The following is an 18,820-nucleotide window of genomic DNA, read 5'->3' as shown; positions in this document are numbered from 1 at the left end:
ACCCCCACGCCCGCGCACCGTGCCCCGCCCTGAAGGACATCCCCCATGACGGACCCGCATCACCAGCCCGCCACCGCCTCCCCCCGGCCCGGGGCCGACGACCCCGCCACGGCCACCGGAAGCGAGGGAGCCCTCGCGGCGCCGCACCCGCCGCTCGGCGAGCTGTTCGCCGCATGGGTGGCCCGCACGCCCGACGCCCCCGCCCTGACCGACGGCAGGCGGACCTGGTCCTTCCGGGAACTGGCGGCGCGGGCCGAGCGGTGCGCCGCCGACCTCGTACGGCGCGGAGCGGGACCCGACCGGACGGTGGCCCTGGTCCTGCCCCGGTCGATGGAACTCGTCGCGGCGGAGCTCGCGGTGGCGTGCGCGGGCGCCGCGTTCCTGCCCGTGGACCCCGACTACCCCGCCGAGCGGCGCGCCCTGATGCTGGCCGACGCCGCACCGGCTGTCGTCCTCGACGACCTGAGCCAGGTCCGCGCCGTCCTGGACGACGACGCGTACGACACCGCCGCCGCGGCCACGCCCGGCCAGGTCGGCGCCGACCACGCCGCGTACGTCATCTACACCTCCGGATCCACCGGCACGCCCAAGGGCGTGACCGTCACCCACCGCGGCATCGGCGGATTCGCCGCGGCCGCGGCCGAGCGGTACGCGGTGGGCCCCGGCGACCGCGTGCTCCAGTACTCCTCACCGAGCTTCGACGCCTCCGTCCTCGAGCTGTGCTCCTCCCTGCTGTCCGGCGCCACCCTCGTCGTGCCGCCCGACGGGCCCTGGCTCGGCGACGAACTCGCCGCCGTCCTCGACGAGCACCGCATCAGCCACACCCTCATCCCGCCCGCCGCCCTCGCCACCCTGCCGCCGCCCGGCACCAACGGCCCCGGGCGCCATCTGCGCACCCTGATCGTGGGCGCCGAGGCCTGCCCGCCGGCCCTCGTCGACCGCTGGGCCCCCGGCCGCCGAATGATCAACTCCTACGGGCCCACCGAGGCCACCGTCGTCGCCTCCTGGACCGGACCGCTGGCCGCAGGAAGCGGCACGCCCACCATCGGCGCGCCCCTGCCCGGTACCCGGACGCACCTCCTCGACGGCGCGCTGCGGCCGGTGCCGCCCGGTGCCGCCGGTGAACTGTACGTGGGCGGCGACGGGGTGGCCCGCGGCTACCACGGGCGCCCGGGCCTGACCGCCACGCGCTTCGTCGCCGACCCCTTCGGCGCGCCCGGCGCCCGCCTCTACCGCACCGGCGACCGGGCCCGCTGGACCGCCGACGGCGAGCTGGAGTTCCTCGGCCGCGCCGACCGCCAGCTCAAGGTGCGGGGCTTCCGCATCGAACCCGGCGAGGTCGAGGCGGCGCTCCTCGCCTGCGCCGGAGTCCGCGAGGCCGTGGTCGTGGCACGCGAGGACGAGCCGGGACGTCGGCGGCTCGTCGGGTACGTCACGCCCACAGGGGAGGCCCTCGACCCCGGCGAGCTGCGCGCGAGCCTCGCCGCCGCGCTGCCCGCACACATGGTGCCCTCCGCCGTGGCCGTCCTGGCCGAACTGCCGCTCACCGCCCACCACAAGGTCGACCTCCAGGCCCTGCCCGCCCCCACGCGCACGGCCACCGCGGGCGGCACCCTGCCGAGCACCCCCGAGGAACGGGCCCTGGCCGCCATCTGGGGGGACGTGCTCGGCGTCGCCGACGTCGCGGCGGACGACGACTTCCTCGACCTGGGCGGCGACTCGATCCTCGCCGCCCGCGCCCTGTCCCGGATCCGCGACGACCTCGGCGTCCGCCTCTCCGTACGGGACCTGTTCACCGCCAGGACCGTCGCCGCGCTCGCCCCGCTGCTCGCCGACCCGGCCGCCGCCGCGCCGACGGACCCGATACCGCCCGCCCCGCGCGAGCAGTCGCTGCCGCTGTCGAGCGCGCAGCGGCGGCTGTGGTTCCTCGACGACCTCACCGACGGCGGCACCGAGTACAACACCGGCCTGGCGCTGCGGCTGCGCGGCGCACCGGACACCGCGGCGCTGCGCCGCGCCCTGGACCGGCTCGCCGCCCGCCACGACTCCCTGCGCACCACGTTCGCCACCGTCGACGGACAGGGCGTCCAGCGCGTCGGCCGCCACGCCGAACTGCCGCTGCGCACGGCCGACGTGACCCACCTGCCCGCCGACCGGCGCGCCGAAGCCGCCGAGCAACTGCTCACCGAAGAACTGGGCCGCCCCTTCGACCTGGCGGCGGGACCGCTCACCCGGGCCCTGCTCGTCCGCCGCGCCGCCGACGACCACCTGCTGCTCCTGGCCCAGCACCACATCGTCACCGACGGCTGGTCCGTGGGCGTCCTCACCCGCGACCTGGTCGCCCTGTACCGCGCGGAGGCGACGGACACGGCGGACGGGCTGCCCGCGCCCGGCGTGCAGTACCCGGACTTCGCCGTGTGGGAGCGCAAGCAGCGCGACCTCGGCGGTGACGCCGGCGACCTCGCGTACTGGAAGCGGCACCTGACGGACCTGCAGCAGCTGGAGCTGCCCACTGACCGCCCCCGGCCCGTGGTGCGCACCACCGCGGGCGCGGCCCACCGGCACCGGCTCCCCGCGGATCTCGTCGCGCGCCTGAAGCACCTGGCCGCGGGCCGCGGCGCGACCGTGTTCACGCTGTTCGCCGGGGCGGCCGCCGTGCTGTTCTCGCGGTACTCCGGACAGCGGGACGTCGCGTTCGGCACCGTCACCAACGGGCGTGGCCGCAGCGACCTGGAGGACGTGACCGGCTTCTTCGCCAACACCGTGGTGCTGCGCGGCGAGGTGGACGACACCGACACCGTCGACCGGTTCGTGGAGCGCATGCGCACGACCGTCCTGGACGCCTTCGCCCACGACGGGGTGCCCTTCGACCGGGTCGTCGAGGAACTCGCCCCGCCCCGTGACCCCAGCCGCACGCCGCTGGTGCAGGTGCTCGTGGTCCAGCAGACCGCTCCGGCCCACCCGCCGCAGGCCGGCGGGGTGCGCGTCGAGGAGCATCCGCTGCCGCGCCCGGCCGCCCGCTTCGACCTGGTCCTGGAGTTCGCGCCGCGCACGGACGACGGCTGCGAGCTGACCGTCGAGTACAACACCGACCTGTTCGAGGCGGACACCGTCGCCCGGATGAGCCGCCATCTGCACCGCCTCCTGGAGGGCATGGCGGAAGGGCCGCACCGGACCCTCGCCGAGCTGCCCCTGCTCCTGGAGGACGAGCGGCGCACCCTCATCGAGGGCTGGAACCCGCCCGTGCGCGCCGGGCACGGGACGGCCGACAGCACGCTGCCCGCGCTGTTCGAGGCCCAGGTGTCCCGCACCCCCGACCGGATCGCCGTGGCCTGCGGCACCACGCGCCTCGACTACGCGGAAGTGAACCGGCGCGCCAACCGGCTCGCCAGGCTCCTCGTCGCCCGGGGCGCGGGCCCCGAGACGCTGGTGGCCCTGTGCCTGCCGCGCTCCGCCGACCTGATTCCGGCCGTGTGGGGCGTCCTGAAGTCCGGCGCGGGCTATCTGCCCGTGGACCCCGGCTACCCCGCCGAGCGCATCCGCTTCATGCTCGGCGACGCCGCCCCCGCGCTCGTCGTGGCCGCCCGCGCGACCGCCGACGCGCTGCCCGCGGACTGCGCGCCGCTGATCCTGGAGGACTGCCTGGCCGACGGCGCGAGCCTGCCCGATGGCGCGAGCTTGGCCGACGGCGCGAGCCTGCCCGGGGACGTGGACCTGACGGCGGCGGACCTGGCCGGGCCGCTCCTGCCCGACCACCCCGCGTACGTCATCTACACCTCGGGGTCGACCGGCCGTCCGAAGGGCGTCGTGGTCGCCCACCGCAGCGTGGCGGCGCTCGCCACGTGGGTGGAGGCGCGGTTCGGGCCCGAGCGGCTCGCCCATGTGATCGCCTCGACCTCGCTCAACTTCGACGTGTCGGTGTTCGAGCTGATCTGCCCGCTGCTCGCGGGCGGCAGCGTCGAGGTGGTCGCGGACCTCGCGGCCCTCGCCGAGGCGCCCGACCTGCGCAGCGCCGGGCTCGTCAGCGGCGTGCCGTCCGTGATCGCCCGGCTGCTCACCGAGGGCGGTGCGGCCGTCACCTCGGACACGTTCGTCCTCGCCGGGGAGGCGCTGCCCGCGCAGACCGTACGTGACCTGCGGCGGGCCGTGCCGTTCTGCGAGGTGGCCAACATCTACGGCCCGACCGAGGCCACGGTCTACGCCACCGCCTGGTTCGCCGACGACACCGAACCCGACCAGGCCCCGCCGATCGGCAGGCCCGTGGCGCGCACCCGCGCCTACGTCCTGGACCGACTCCTCCGCCCGCAGCCCCCGGGAGTGACGGGCGAGCTGTACCTCGGCGGCGGCGGGCTCGCGCGCGGCTATCTGCGCCGCCCCGGACTGACCGCCTCCCGCTTCGTCGCCGACCCCTTCGGCGCGCCCGGCGACCGCATGTACTGCACCGGGGACCTGGTGCGCTGGACGCCGTCCGGCGAACTGGAGTACCTGGGCCGCACCGACCAGCAGGTCAAGGTGCGCGGCTTCCGCATCGAACTCGGCGAGGTGGAGGAGGCGCTGCTGCGCTGCGAGGGCGTGGCACAGGCGGCCGCCACCGCCCGGGACAGCGAAGGGCACCGGCGCCTGGTCGGCTATGTCGTCCCCGCCCCGGGCGCGCGGGTCGACCCCGAAGCGGTGCGCCGGGAGCTCGGCAGGACCCTGCCCGACTACCTGGTCCCCGCCACCGTCGTCGAGCTCGCCGCGCTGCCCCTGAACCCCAACGGCAAGCTGGACCGCGACCGGCTCCCCGAGCCCGGGCCCACCGGGCGCGCCGCCCGCCACGTGGCGCCGCGCACGCCCACCGAGCGGACCCTCGCCGGGATTTGGGCGGACGTCCTGCGCGTGGAGCGGGTCGGAGCGGACGACAACTTCTTCGCGCTCGGCGGGGACTCGATCCTCAGCATCCAAGTGGTCGCCCAGGCCCGGCAGGCCGGACTGACGGTGACCTCCCGCGACGTCTACCGGCACCAGACGGTCGCGGGACTCGCCCGCTGCGCGGATGCCGCGGGCGGTCAGAGGACGGCTGCCCCGGCCCGGGTGGCGGCGACCGGTCCGGCGCCGCTGACGCCCATTCAGCGGTGGCTGTTCGACAGCGCCGCCGAGCGCGCCGGGCACTTCGCCCAGACTCTCTCGGCGGAGCTGTCCGACGCGGTGGACGCGACGGCACTGGAGGACGCCCTCAACGACCTCGTCGCGCACCACGACGCGCTGCGCTCGCGCTTCGTGACCAACGGTGCCGGGGCCGATGCCGATGCCGTCGACGCCGGTGCGCCGGGCGCCCGTTGGCACATCGACGACCGGACCCCACGCCTGCGCCTGGCCCACCACACCGGGCCCGACACCGACGCGCCGCACCTGGGCCCCTTCGACCTGCGGCACGGCCCGCTGCTGCGCGCCGTGCTGCACGACCGGGGCGCGGGCCACCGGCCCGTCCTGCACCTGGCCGTCCACCACCTCGTGGTCGACGGGGTCTCCTGGCGCGTCCTGCTCGACGACCTCGACCGGGCCTACCGCGCCCGCCGCGCGGGCTCCGACGGAGCGGCGGCGCTGCCCGCCAAGTCCTCGCCGCTGCGCCACTGGGCGCAGCGCCTGACCGCGCACGCGGCCGAGGGCGGCTTCGACGACGAGACGGCGTACTGGACACGGGCCCTCGCGGGTGCCGCGGCGGCCGTGCCGACCGACCAGGAGGCGGGTCTGGCGACCGGCGAGGCGGGCGCCAACACATACGCATCGGCCCGCTCCGTGACCGTACGCCTCACCGCCGAGGACACCGCCGTCCTGCTGCGCACGCTGCCCGACGCCTACCGCACCCGCGTCAACGACGTGCTCCTGAGCGCCCTCGGCCGGGTGCTGTGCGCGTGGACCGGGCACGAGCGGGTCCTGGTGGACGTCGAGGGGCACGGCCGCGAGGAGCTGTTCGCCGACGTCGACACCAGCCGGACCGTCGGCTGGTTCACCACCCGCCACCCCGTCGCGCTCGCCGTCCCGCCGGACGCCGACTGGGACGCCGTCCTCAAGCAGGTCAAGGAGCAGCTGCGCGCGGTGCCCCGGCACGGCATCGGGTACGACGCGCTGCGCCGTCCGGCCCGGCCCGGGACGCCGCCCGCGGCGCCCGCCGCGCAGGTCAGCTTCAACTACCTGGGCCGGTTCGGGCTCCCGGACGCGCCGGACGGCCTGTACGCCGGTCCGCACCGGCCCCTCGAACTCGACGCCGACCCGCTGGCCGCCCGCCCCCACCCCCTGGAGGTCGTGGGGCAACTGGACGGCGACGTACTGGAGTTCACCTGGTTCTACTCCGACGCGCTGCACCGGGAGGCGACCGTCGCCGATCTGGCCGCGCGGTACGCGGACGCGCTCGCCGGCATCGCCCGGCACGCGGCCCGGCCCGGCACCGGCGGCCGCACCCCGTCGGACTTCCCGCTGGCCGAGCTCGACCAGGCGGCCGTGGACCGCATCGTGGGGGACGAGCCCGGAGCGGTCGAGGACGTCCACGCGCTCACGCCCACGCAGGCCGGCATGCTCTTCCACGGCCTGTCGCAGGACGACCGGAGCGTGTACTTCCAGCAGGTGTCCTTCGTCCTGGACGGCGTGCCCGATCCCGCCGTACTGGCCGCGGCCTGGCAGACGGTGACGGACCGCACCCCGGTGCTCCGGTCCTGCGCGGTGTGGCAGGACGTGCCCGAACCGCTTCTGGTGGTGCGCCGCCAGGTGACCGTCCCGGTCGCGCACCTGGACTGGCGCGACGCGGCCGACGACGAGCGGGAGGACCGGCTGCGGGACCTGCTCGACGAGGACCGCGAGCGCGGCGTCGACCTGGCGCGCGCCCCGCTCCAGCGCCTGGCGCTCGTGCGGCTCTCGGACAGCGCCGTGCGCGTGGTGTGGTCCTTCCACCACCTGATCCTGGACGGCTGGAGCCTGTTCCAGGTCCTCTCCGACGTGTTCGCCTGCCACGCGCGGTCGTACGGCGCCGACGACCAGGGTGATCCGCTGCCCGTGCGGCGACCGTTCCGCGACTACGTGGCCTGGCTGCGCGAGCGCGACGGGGACCGGGCCGAAAGGCACTGGCGCGACCGCCTCGCCGGACTGAGCGAGACCACCGCGCTGCCCTACGACCGCGAGCCGCGCGAGACCCACCGCGCGGAGTCCACCCGGGCGGTCCGCGCCACGGTGCCGCAGGCCACGACCCGGGCCCTGGAGGACCTCGCCAGGACGGCCGGACTGACCCTGAACACCCTGGTGCAGGGCGCCTGGGCGCTGCTCCTGAGCCGTCAGACGGGCCGGAGCGAGGTCGTCTTCGGCACCACCGTCTCCGGCAGGCCCCCCGAGCTGCCCGGCGCCGAGGCCATGACCGGCCTGTTCATCACGACCCTGCCCACCCGGACCGCCGTGCCGCGCGACGGCACCGTCCTCGACTGGCTGCGCGGCCTCCAGCACGACCAGAGCGAGGACCGCCGCTTCGACCACGTGTCGCTCACGCGGATGAAGGGCCTCACCGAACTCCCCGAGCGCGCCGCCCTGTTCGACAGCATCGTCGTGTTCGAGAACTATCCCGTCGACGACGACATCGCCGCCGCGCACGGGCTGCGCCTCAGCGGCCTCGACGGCATCGAGACCACCAACTACCCGCTGAGCCTGGTGGCGTACCCGGGCGCGGAACTGGGGCTTCGCCTCGGCTACGACCCCGACCTGTTCGACGCCGGCACGGCCGCCCGGATGGCCGAGTACCTCACCGTGCTCCTCGACGGCATCGCCGCCGGGCCGCAGCGCCCGCCCGCGCGGCTGCCCCTGCTCACGCCCGCCCGCCGCCGCCAGGTGGTCGACGAGTGGAACGACACCGGCGCCGCCACCCCGGAGGCGACGGCGACGGTCGCGGACCTGTGGGCCGCGCAGGTGCGGCGCACGCCCGACGCCATCGCCCTGGAGGCCGGTGACGAGCGGATCGGCTACCGGGAACTGGACGTCCGGGCCGCGGCACTCGCCGCCCGGCTCACCGCCCGCGGCGTCACGGCGGAGGTGCCGGTCGGCGTCCTGATGGACCGTTCCGTCGCCCTGGTCGTCACCCAGCTCGCCCTGGCCCGCACCGGCGGCGTCTACGTCCCGCTCGACGGCCGCGCACCGAACGAACGGCTGCGGCGCACGCTCACCGAGGCGGGCGCGGAGCTGCTCCTGACCGACGCGGCCTGGGAGGAGACGGCGCGGGATGCGCTGCCCGGGGGGAATGTGCTGCGGCTGGACCAGGTGCTGGACGGGACCGTGCTGGGCGGGATCGCGTCGGAGGGCGCCGCATCGGATCGCCCCGCCGTCCCCGCCGTCCCCGCCGCCCCCGCCGTTCACCCCGACTCCGTCCAGTACGTGATGTTCACCTCCGGCTCCACCGGCACCCCCAAGGGCGTCGCCGTACGCCACCGGGACGTCGCCGCCCTCGCGTTCGACCGTGCCTTCGCCGGACACGACCGCGTCCTCGTGCACTCCCCGCACGCCTTCGACGCGTCCACCTACGAGCTGTGGGTGCCGCTGCTGCGGGGCGGTACGGCCGTCCTGGCCCCGCCCGGGGACCTCGACGCCGCCGTCGTCCGGCGCGCGATCGGCGAGCAGGGCGTGCGGTGCCTGTGGCTCACCGCGGGCCTGTTCCGCCTCCTCGCCCAGGAGGACCCCGGCTGCCTGTGCGGCGCGCGGGAGGTGTGGACCGGGGGCGAGGCCGTGCCGGGCGCCGTGGTGCGGCGCGTCGTCGACGCCTGCCCCGACCTCGTCGTCGTCGACGGCTACGGCCCCACCGAGACCACCACCTTCGCGACCCGGCGCGCCTTCCGCGCCGGTGACCCGCTGCCCCCGGTCCTGCCCATCGGCCGCCCGCTGGACAACACCCGGGTGTACGTCCTCGACGACGCCCTCCAGCCCCAACCTCCGGGCGTGCCGGGGGAGTTGTACATCGCCGGAGCCGGTCTCGCCCGGGGCTACGCCGGGCAGCCGGGGGCGACCGCCGGGCGTTACGTGGCCGACCCGTTCGGCCCGCCCGGCGGCCGGATGTACCGCACCGGCGACGTCGTGCGCTGGAGCGGCGACGGCGAACTGCACTTCGTGGGGCGCGCGGACGACCAGATCAAGATCCGCGGGTTCCGCGTGGAGCCCGCCGAGATCGAGGCCCGCCTCACCGCGCACGAGGGGGTCGCCGAGGCCGTCGTGTCGGTGTGCGAGCACGCCGGACGCAAGCGTCTGGCCGCCCACATCGTCCCCGCACCGACGGCGACCGCCACAGGGACATCACCGACAGGGACCGCACCGACTGGCACCGCCCCGACGGCGACCGCCCCGACCGCGGCCGAGCTGCGCGCCCACGTGGCCGCCGAACTGCCCGACTACATGGTGCCCGCCGCGTTCGTCACGCTGCCGGAGCTGCCCCTCACGGCCAACGGCAAGGTGGACCGCGGCAGGCTGCCCGCGCCGGACTGGTCGACGGCGGCCGACACCGCGTACCGCCCGCCGCGCACCGAGGCCGAGCGCGTCCTCAGCGAGATCTGGGCGGAGCTGCTCGGCGTGGACCGGGTCGGCGCCGACGACAACTTCTTCACGCTGGGCGGCGATTCGATCGTCAGCATCCAGGTCGTCTCCCGCGCCCGCGCCGCCGGGCTCGGGCTCACGCCGCGCGACCTCTTCCGCCATCCCACGGTCGCCGGGCTCGCCGCCGCCACCGGCACGGCCGCGCCCGTCGCCGGGACCGGGCCGGTGACCGGCGACGTCCCGCTCACCCCGGTCCAGCACTGGTTCCTCGACCCTGGACCGCACCGCCCCGACGTCTTCGACCAGTGCCTGCTCGTCGAGACGGACGCGGACGTCGACGCGGACGCCCTGCGCCGCGCCCTCGCGGCCCTGTGGGCCCACCACGACGCCCTGCGCGCCCAGTTCGTCCGGGGCGACGACGGGTCCTGGCGCCAGCACTGCCCTGGACCCGACGAGACGGCACCGGACCTCCTTCAGGTGTGCGACCTCAGCGGCCTGGACAGCGCGGCCGCCGAAGCCGCCGAGGCCCGCGTCACCGCCGAGGCGCACGCCGCGTTCCGCCTCGCCACCGGACCGCTGCTCACCGCCCGCCTGTTCACCGGCGCGCGCCCGCGCCTGCTCCTCGCCGTCCACCACCTGGTCGTCGACGGCGTCTCCTGGCGCATCCTCCTGGAGGACCTGGACACCGCCTACGGGCAGGCGCGGGCCGGTGAACCGGTGCGGCTGCCGGAGCGCACCACGTCCGTCCAGGAGTGGGCACGGCGCCTGCGCGCCCACACCGCGTCCGGCGCCTTCGCCGGCCGGCGTACCCACTGGGAGGACGTGGCCCGGCACTGCGCCGCGCCGCTGCCCGTGGACACCGAGGCCGGTCCTGGCGGCACCACCATGGCCGACGTGCGCGCGGTCACCGTACGCCTGGACCGGCAGCGCACCGACGACTTGCTGCGCAAGGCGCCCGCCGCCTACCGCACGCGCGTCGACGACGTGCTCCTCACCGCCCTCGGCAGGGCCGTCGCCGACTGGACCGGACGGCGCACCGTCGCCGTCGACCTGGAGGGGCACGGCCGCGAGGACCAGCTCTTCGACGACATCGACCTGTCCCGCACGGTCGGCTGGTTCACCAGCCTGTACCCGGTGGCCCTGGACGTGCCGGACGCGGCCCTGGGGACCGCCCTGAAGTCCGTCAAGGAACAGCTGCGGGCGGTGCCGGACCGGGGCCTGAGCCATGGCGCCCTGGCGTATCTCGCCGGGGACGACGGGCTCGCCGACGCGCCGACGCCCGGCATCAGCTTCAACTACCTGGGCCGGTTCGACTGGTCGGCCGACGGCGGCGGGGCGCTGGTGCGCGGCGTGCCCGGCGGCCTCGACGGCGCCGACGCGCCCGACGCGGTGCGCCCGCACCTGCTCGACGTGGTCGCCCGCGTCGAGGGCGGCGAGCTGGAGATCGCCTGGCACTACAGCCGGGCGCTGCACCACGAGCAGACCGTCACGGACCTCGCCGACGGCATGCTGCGGGCCCTCACCGACCTCGTCGCCCACTGCTGCCACCCGGACGCCGGGGGCCGGACGCCCTCGGACTTCCCGCTGGCCCGCGTCGACCAGGCGGCCCTCGACCGGGTCGTGGGCGACGGCCGGGAGGTCGCGGACCTGTACCCGCTGACGCCGATGCAGGCGGGCATGCTGTTCCACAGCCTCATGGACCCCGACGCCCGGACGTACGTCAACCAGGTCCAGCTGGTGCTGCGCGGCGTCACGGACGCGCACGCCCTGGCCGAGGCCTGGCAGCGGACGGCGGCCGCCAACGCCGCGCTGCGCACCCGCCTGGTGTGGCAGGAGACCGCCGAACCGCTCCAGGCCGTGCAGCACCGGGCCACCGTGCCGATCACGCACCACGACTGGACGGGATGGTCCGCCGACCGGTGCGCCCGGGAGACCGACCGGCTGCTCGACGAGGACCGGCGGGCCGGCATCGACCTGGGCGCGGCACCGCTGATGCGCCTCGCCCTGATCCGCCTGTCGCCGGACCGGGTGCGGATGGTGTGGACGTTCCACCACACCCTGCTCGACGGGTGGAGCGCCGCCCAGGTCTTCGACGAGGTGTGCGAGCGGTACGCGGCGCTGACCGCGGGACGCCGCCCGGAGGCCGTCGACCGCGCGCCGTTCCGCGACTACCTGGACTGGCTGTCCCGGCAGGACGTCGCGCGGGCGCAGCAGTACTGGCGCGACGCGCTCGCCGGTTTCTCGGCCCCCACCGAGCTCCCCAGGGACCGGCGGGCCGCCGAGGCGCACGACGCGTCCTCCGCGGGCTCCGTCCGCGCGGAGCTGGCCGCCGACGTGTCGGCGCGGCTTCGGGAGACGGCACAGCGGTCGGGCCTGACCGTCAACACCGTGGTGCAGGGCGCCTGGGCACTGCTGCTCTCGCGGTACGGCGGCGGGGACGACGTCGTGTTCGGCACCACCGTCTCCGGTCGCCCCGCCGAGCTGCCCGGAGTGACCTCGATGGTCGGGGTGTTCATCAACACCCTGCCCACCCGCGTGCGCGTCGACCGGCGCCGCGGGCTCCTCGCCTGGCTGCGGGAGGTGCAGGCCGCGCAGTCGGAGTCCCGTAGACACGACTTCGTCTCGCTCGCGCAGATCCAGACCTGGAGCGAGGTGCCCGGCGGGACCAACCTCTTCGACAGCATCGTGGTCTTCGAGAACTACCCGTTCGACACGGGTGCCCTGGCCCGGCACGGCCTCGCCGTCGAGCAGGAGCGCGACGTCCAGCCGACCAACTACCCGCTCAACGTGGTGGTCGTCCCTGGGGACGCCCTGTCCGTCGTCCTGGACTACGACCCCGCCTGCTTCGAGGAGTCGACGGCCCGCTCCCTGTCGGCGCAGCTGCTGCACACGTTGCGCGTCCTGGCCGACGCGACGGACGGGACGCGCCTGGACGCGGTGGACGTCCTGCCGCCGGGGGAGCGGGAGCGGCTGCTGCACGGGCCCGCACGCCCCGAACTCGCCCCGGTCGCCCCGGAGGTGCTGCCCGCGCTGGTCGAGGCGGCGGTGGACCGCACGCCCGCGGCGAGGGCCCTGGTCGCGCCGGGGCTGGACCTGTCCTTCGCGGAGGTGGAGGCCCGTGCGAACCGCGTTGCGCATCAGCTGATCGCCCAAGGCGTGGGCCCGGGTGACCTGGTGGCGCTGGTGCTGCCGCGCTCGGCGGACATGGTCCTCGCGCAGCTCGGTGTAGCCAAGGCGGGGGCGGCGTTCGTGCCGGTGGACCCGGGGTATCCGGCGGAGCGGGTGGCGCTGATGCTGCGGGATGCGGCGCCTGCGGTGACGCTTGACGCCGAGGGGGTCGCTGAGCTGCTGGCGGCGCAGGGTTCGCTGGAGCGGCGGCCGACGGATGCGGATCGGCTTCGGCCGCTGCGTCTGGATGATCCGGCGTATGTGATCTACACGTCGGGCTCGACCGGTACGCCTAAGGGTGTGGTGGTGACGCATCGGGGTGTGGCGGGTTTTGCCGCCGCCGAGACTGCGCATTATCAAGTGGCGCCGGGGGATCGGGTGTTGGCCTTTGCGACGCCGAGTTTCGATGCGTCGGTGCTTGAGTTGTGCATGTCCCTGCCGCAGGGTGCGAGCCTGGTCGTTCCCGCGCCCGGCCCCTTGCTCGGGGCGGAGCTGGCGGATGTGCTCCGGACACAGCGCATCACCCATACGTTGCTTCCTCCGGCCGCGCTGGCGACCCTGCCGCCGGACACTCCTGGCACGCTGCCGGACCTGAAGACCCTCACCGTCGGTGCCGATGCGTGCGGTCCGGAGTTGGTGGCTCGTTGGGCGCCGCACCACCGCCTGGTCAACTCCTATGGGCCCACCGAAGCGACGGTGGTGGCTACGTGGTCGGGGCCGCTGGCGGCGGACGGTTCCGCGCCGCCGATCGGGCGGCGGTTGCCCGGCACTCGCGTGTACGTCCTCGACGAGTGGCTGCGGCCGGTGCCCGATGGTGTGGCGGGGGAGTTGTGGCTGAGTGGTCCGTCGTTGGCCCGGGGTTACCTGAATCGTCCGGCGTTGACCGCGTCCCGGTTCACCGCTGATCCGTTCGGCTCGCCGGGCTCACGCATGTACCGCACCGGTGACCTGGTCCGGCGCGACGCCCACGGGGAGCTGCACTACCTCGGCCGCACCGACCACCAGGTGAAGGTGCGGGGCTTCCGCATCGAACTGGGCGAGCTGGAGGCGGCCCTGGCCGGGCACCCGGACGTGGCCGCGGCCGCCGCCCGCGTGGTGGAGCGCGACGGCCACCGCCGCCTCGTGGCGTACGCCGTGCCGCGCGACACCGGCACCCCGGACCCCGCCGCACTGCGCGACTTCCTCGCCCGCACCCTCCCCGACCACCTGGTCCCCGCGGTCGTCGTACCGCTGGAGCGCCTTCCGCTCGGACCCAGCGGCAAGCTCGACCGGCAGGCGCTGCCCGAACCGGTGTGGTCCGCCCCGGCCGACGGGGGCGGCAGCCCGCCGCGCACCGAGACCGAGAAGACGCTCGCCGCGATCTGGTCCGAGGTCCTCGGCGTACCCGACGTGGGCGCCCAGGACAACTACTTCGCCCTCGGCGGGGACTCCATCCTCGGCATCCAGATCGTCGCCGCGGCCCGCAGAGCCGGGTTCGCCCTGACGCCGCGGCACCTGTTCCGCCACCAGACGATCGCCGAACTCGCCGCCGCGGCGGAGGACCTGCCCGCCGCCGTGACCGCCGCCGAACAAGGTGCTGTGATCGGCGAGGCCCCGCTCACGCCGGTACAGCACTGGCTGTTCGACACGCTCACCGGCGATCCGGCACGCCTCACCCAGGCGGTCTCCTACCGGCTGGCCGCCGACACCGACGAGAGCGTGCTGCGCGCCGCACTCGCCGCGGTCCAGGACCACCACGACGCGCTGCGCCTGCGCTTCCCGCCGGACGACGACGGGGCACGCCGCCAGCACGGCACCGCGCCGGGCGCGGCCGTCGAGGTGGAGGTGCACGACCTGCCGGGCGAGGTGCCGGACCAACTCGTCGACGACCTGTGCGCGGGCTTCGACCTCGCCACCGGACCCCTGCTCAAGGCCGCGCTGTGCCGCTCCGCCGGTGAGCCGCGGCCGGTCCTGGTGCTCGCCGCGCACCACTTGGTGGTGGACGCGGTGTCCTGGCGCCTGATCCTGGCGGACCTCGACACCGCCTACCGGGCGCTGCGCGCCGGAAACCCGCCGGACCTCGGGCCGAAGACGACCTCCTTCCAGGCCTGGGCCCGCAGGCTCGCCGCGCACACCGGCGCCGGAGGCTTCGACGCCGAGCTCGACCACTGGCGCAACGTGCCCACCGACCAGGTCCTGCCGACCGACCTGCCCGGTGCGAACACCGCCGACAGCGAGGAGTCGGTGACGGTGAGCCTCGACAGCGAGGAGACCCGGCAGCTCCTCCAGGACGTGCCGGACGTCTACCGCACCCGCGTCAACGACGTCCTGCTGTGCGCCGTGGGCCGGGTCCTGGCCCGCTGGACGGGACGGGACCGCGTGACCGTGACCCTGGAGGGCCACGGCCGCGAGGAGCTCTTCGACGACGTCGACCTCTCCCGCACCGTCGGCTGGTTCACCAGCGTGTTCCCCGTCGCGCTCGACGTACCCCGCGACGCGGACACCGGCACGGCGCTGAAGTCCGTCAAGGAGAGCCTGCGCGCCGTGCCGCACGGCGGCCTGGGCTACGGCGCCCTGCGCCACCTGCACCCCACCGCGGGCGCGGACCTGCCCGCGCTGCCGCAGATCTCCTTCAACTATCTGGGCCAGCAGGACCACCTGGGCCAGCAGGACGGGAACGCCGTCGGCGGCCTCCTGCACGCCCCGTACGGGGACCTGGCGGGCGGCATGGACACCGCGGCGGACCGCCCGCACCTCCTCGACGTCATCGGGCGCGTCACGGACAAGCGCCTGGAGTTCACCTGGTCGTACTCGCGCGAGGTGCACCGGCGCGACACCGTCGCCAAGCTCGCCGCCGAGACCGCCGACGAACTGCGGGCCATCGCCCGGCACTGCGCCGAACCTGGAGCGGGCGGCCGCACCCCGTCGGACTTCCCCCTGGCCCCGCTGGACCAGGCCGCCGTCGACCGCGTGGTGGGCAGCGGACGCGACGTGGTCGACGTCTACCCGCTCACCCCCACCCAGGCCGGCATGGTCGTCCACGGCATGGACGAGCCCGGCGAGGGCCTGTACGTCGAGCAGATCACGTTCGTCATGGACGGCGTGCCCGACACCCGCCCCCTGGCCGCCGCCTGGCAGCACGTCGTCGACCGCACCCCCGTGCTGCGCACCGCCGTCGTCCTGGACGGGGTGCCCGTACCGCTCCAGGCCGTGCGCCGCGCCGTCACCGTGCCCGTCACCGAGTACGACTGGAGCGACCGCACGCCCGCCGCGCGCGACGCGGACCTGGAGCGGCTGCTCGCCGAGGACAAGGCCCGCGGCATCGACCTGGACGTCGTCCCGCTGCTGCGCGTCGCCCTGATCCGCCTCGCCCCGGACGAGGTGCGGGTGGTGTGGACCTTCCACCACGCCCTCCTCGACGGGTGGAGCGTCTTCCTCGTCCTGGGGGACGTCGTGGCCTGCCACGCCGCGCTCGCCCGCGGCGACGAGCCGCGGCTGCCGGAGCGCAGGCCGTTCGCGGACTACGCGGCCTGGCTCGCGGCCCGCGACACCACGCGGGCCGAGGAGCACTGGACGAGCACGCTCGCCGACCTGACCGCCCCCACCGCGCTGCCCTACGACCGCAGACCCGCCCAGGGCGCCCCGGCCCGCTCCGGGAGCTGGCTGGACGCGTACCTGACGGAGGCCGAGACCGACCGGCTGCAGGACTTCGCCCGGCGGCACCGGCTGACCCTCAACACCGTGGTGCAGGGGGCCTGGGCGCTGCTGCTCTCGCGGTGGAGCGGCGAGCGGGACGTGTGCTTCGGCACGACCGTGTCCGGGCGGCCCGCGGACATGCCGGGCGCCGACACCATCACCGGCCTGTTCATCACCACGCTGCCCGCCCGGGTCACCGTGGACGGCGGCGCCCCGTGCGACGTGTGGCTGCGCGAGACGCAGACCGCGCGGGCCGAGGACCGCCGCTTCGACCACGTACCGCTCACCGACCTGCACGCCGTGAGCGGACTGCCCGCCGGGACGTCCCTGTTCGACAGCCTGCTGGTCTTCGAGAACTACCCCGTCGGCGACACCACTGCGGGCGAGCACGGCGTCCAGGTGCGCGACCTCGACGCCCGTGAGGCCACCAACTACCCGCTGACCGTGGTGATCCTGCCGGGCGACCGCCTGGGTGTCGTCCTCGGCTACGACCCCCGCTACTTCGACGAGTCGACCGCCCGCTCCCTCTCCGCCCAGCTCTTCCACACCCTGCGCACCCTGACCGGTGCGCCGGACGGAACCCGCCTGGACGCGGTGGACACCCTGCCGCCCGAGGAGCGGGAGCGGCTGCTGCGGGGGCCCGCGCGCCCTGAACTCGCCCCGGTCGTCCCGGAGGTGTTGCCCGCGCTGGTCGAGGCGGCGGTGGACCGTACGCCCGCGGCGACGGCCCTGGTCGCGCCGGGGCTGCTGCTGTCCTTCGCGGAGGTGGAGGCCCGTGCGAACCGCGTTGCGCATCAGCTGATCGCCCAAGGGGTGGGCCCGGGTGACCTGGTGGCGTTGGTGCTGCCGCGTTCGGCGGACATGGTCCTCGCGCAGCTCGCCGTGGCGAAGGCGGGCGCCGCCTTCCTGTCCGTCGACCCGGGGTATCCGGCGGAGCGGGTCGCGTTCATGCTGCGGGACGCGGCGCCCGCGGCCACGGTCGACGCCGAGCGGGTCGCTGAGCTGTTGGCGGCGCAGGGTGTGCCGGAGCGGCGGCCGACGGATGCGGATCGGCTCCGGCCGCTGCGTCTGGATGATCCGGCGTATGTGATCTATACGTCGGGTTCCACCGGCACGCCCAAGGGTGTGGTGGTCACTCACCGGGGCGTGGCGGGTTTCGCTGCCGCCGAAGCCGCGCACTATCAAGTGGCGCCGGGGGACCGAGTGTTGGCCTTTGCCACGCCGAGTTTCGATGCGTCGGTGCTTGAGTTGTGCATGTCTCTGCCGCAGGGCGCGAGCCTGGTCGTTCCCGTGTCCGGACCGCTGTTGGGTGCGGAGCTGGCGGAGGTGCTGCGCGGTGAGCGCATTACGCACACGTTGCTTCCTCCGGCCGCGCTGGCCACCCTGCCGCCGGACACCCCTGGCACACTGCCGGACCTGAAGACCCTCACCGTCGGTGCCGATGCGTGCGGTCCGGAATTGGTGGCCCGTTGGGCGCCGCACCACCGCCTGGTCAACTCCTACGGCCCGACCGAGGCCACCGTCGTCGCCACCTGGTCGGGGCCGCTGGCAGCGGACGGTTCCGCGCCGCCGATCGGGCGGCGGCTTCCCGGCACCGGCGTGTACGTCCTGGACGAGCGGTTGCGGCCCGTACCCGATGGTGTGGCGGGGGAGTTGTGGCTGAGCGGTCCGTCGTTGGCCCGGGGTTACCTGAATCGTCCTGCGCTGACCGCGTCCCGGTTCACCGCCGATCCGTTCGGCCCGCCGGGCTCACGCATGTACCGCACCGGTGACCTGGTCCGCCGCGACGCCCGCGGCGAACTGCACTACCTCGGCCGCACCGACCACCAGCTCAAGCTGCACGGCCACCGCATCGAAGCGGGCGAGGTCGAAGCGGTGCTCGCCCGCCACCCGGACGTCCTCGACGCCGTGGTGAGCGTCCGCGAGGACGAGCCGGGCCTGCCGCGCCTGGTCGCCCACGTGCTCGCCGCACCCGGCGCGGCACCACCCGGCGCCGCGGAGCTACGGGCCCTGGCCGCGCGCGACCTGCCCGGACCCATGGTCCCCTCGGCCTACGTCGTCCTCGACCGCTTCCCGCTCACCGAGAACGGCAAGACCGACCGGTCCGCGCTGCCCGCGCCGGTGGCAGGACAGGAGGAGACGGCCGGGCACGTCGCGCCGCGCACCCCCACCGAGGAGGTCATGGCCGACCTGTGGGAGGAGGTCCTCCACACGCCCGTCGGCGTGGAGGACGACTACCTCGCGGCCGGCGGCGACTCCCTGCGCGCCCTGCTCATCGCCTCACGGGCCAACGACGCCTTCGGCGTGGCCCTCACGCCCCGGGACGTGCTCGTCCACCGCACGGTCGCCGCCCTGGCGGACCTGGTGGAGGAACAGGTGCTGAGCGAACTCGAGGCCGCCGTACGCGGCGACAGCGACCACGACGAACGGTAAGGACCGCCAC

General features: G+C 75.4%; 1 protein-coding gene. It reads left to right on the top strand.

What is annotated here, in order from left to right; translation table 11 throughout:
• The first annotated feature begins 45 nt into the window (after positions 1–45).
• Complete coding sequence (locus ACFWZ5_RS02035; protein ID WP_384890086.1) at positions 46–18,810, top strand: non-ribosomal peptide synthase/polyketide synthase; 18,765 nt, start codon at positions 46–48, stop codon at positions 18,808–18,810.
• Positions 18,811–18,820: the final 10 nt, after the last annotated feature.

The sequence above is a fragment of the Streptomyces sp. NPDC059003 genome (assembly GCF_042740445.1).
In the GTDB taxonomy this organism is placed as follows: domain Bacteria; phylum Actinomycetota; class Actinomycetes; order Streptomycetales; family Streptomycetaceae; genus Streptomyces.
The sequence above is the reverse complement of the archived record's forward strand: the minus strand, read 5'-3'. Positions and strand labels throughout refer to the sequence as shown.

What these genes read in the sequence shown, in the direction of transcription:
- ACFWZ5_RS02035 (WP_384890086.1), top strand. Translation starts at nt 46, where the DNA reads ATGACGGACCCGCATCACCAGCCCGCCACCGCCTCCCCCCGGCCCGGG.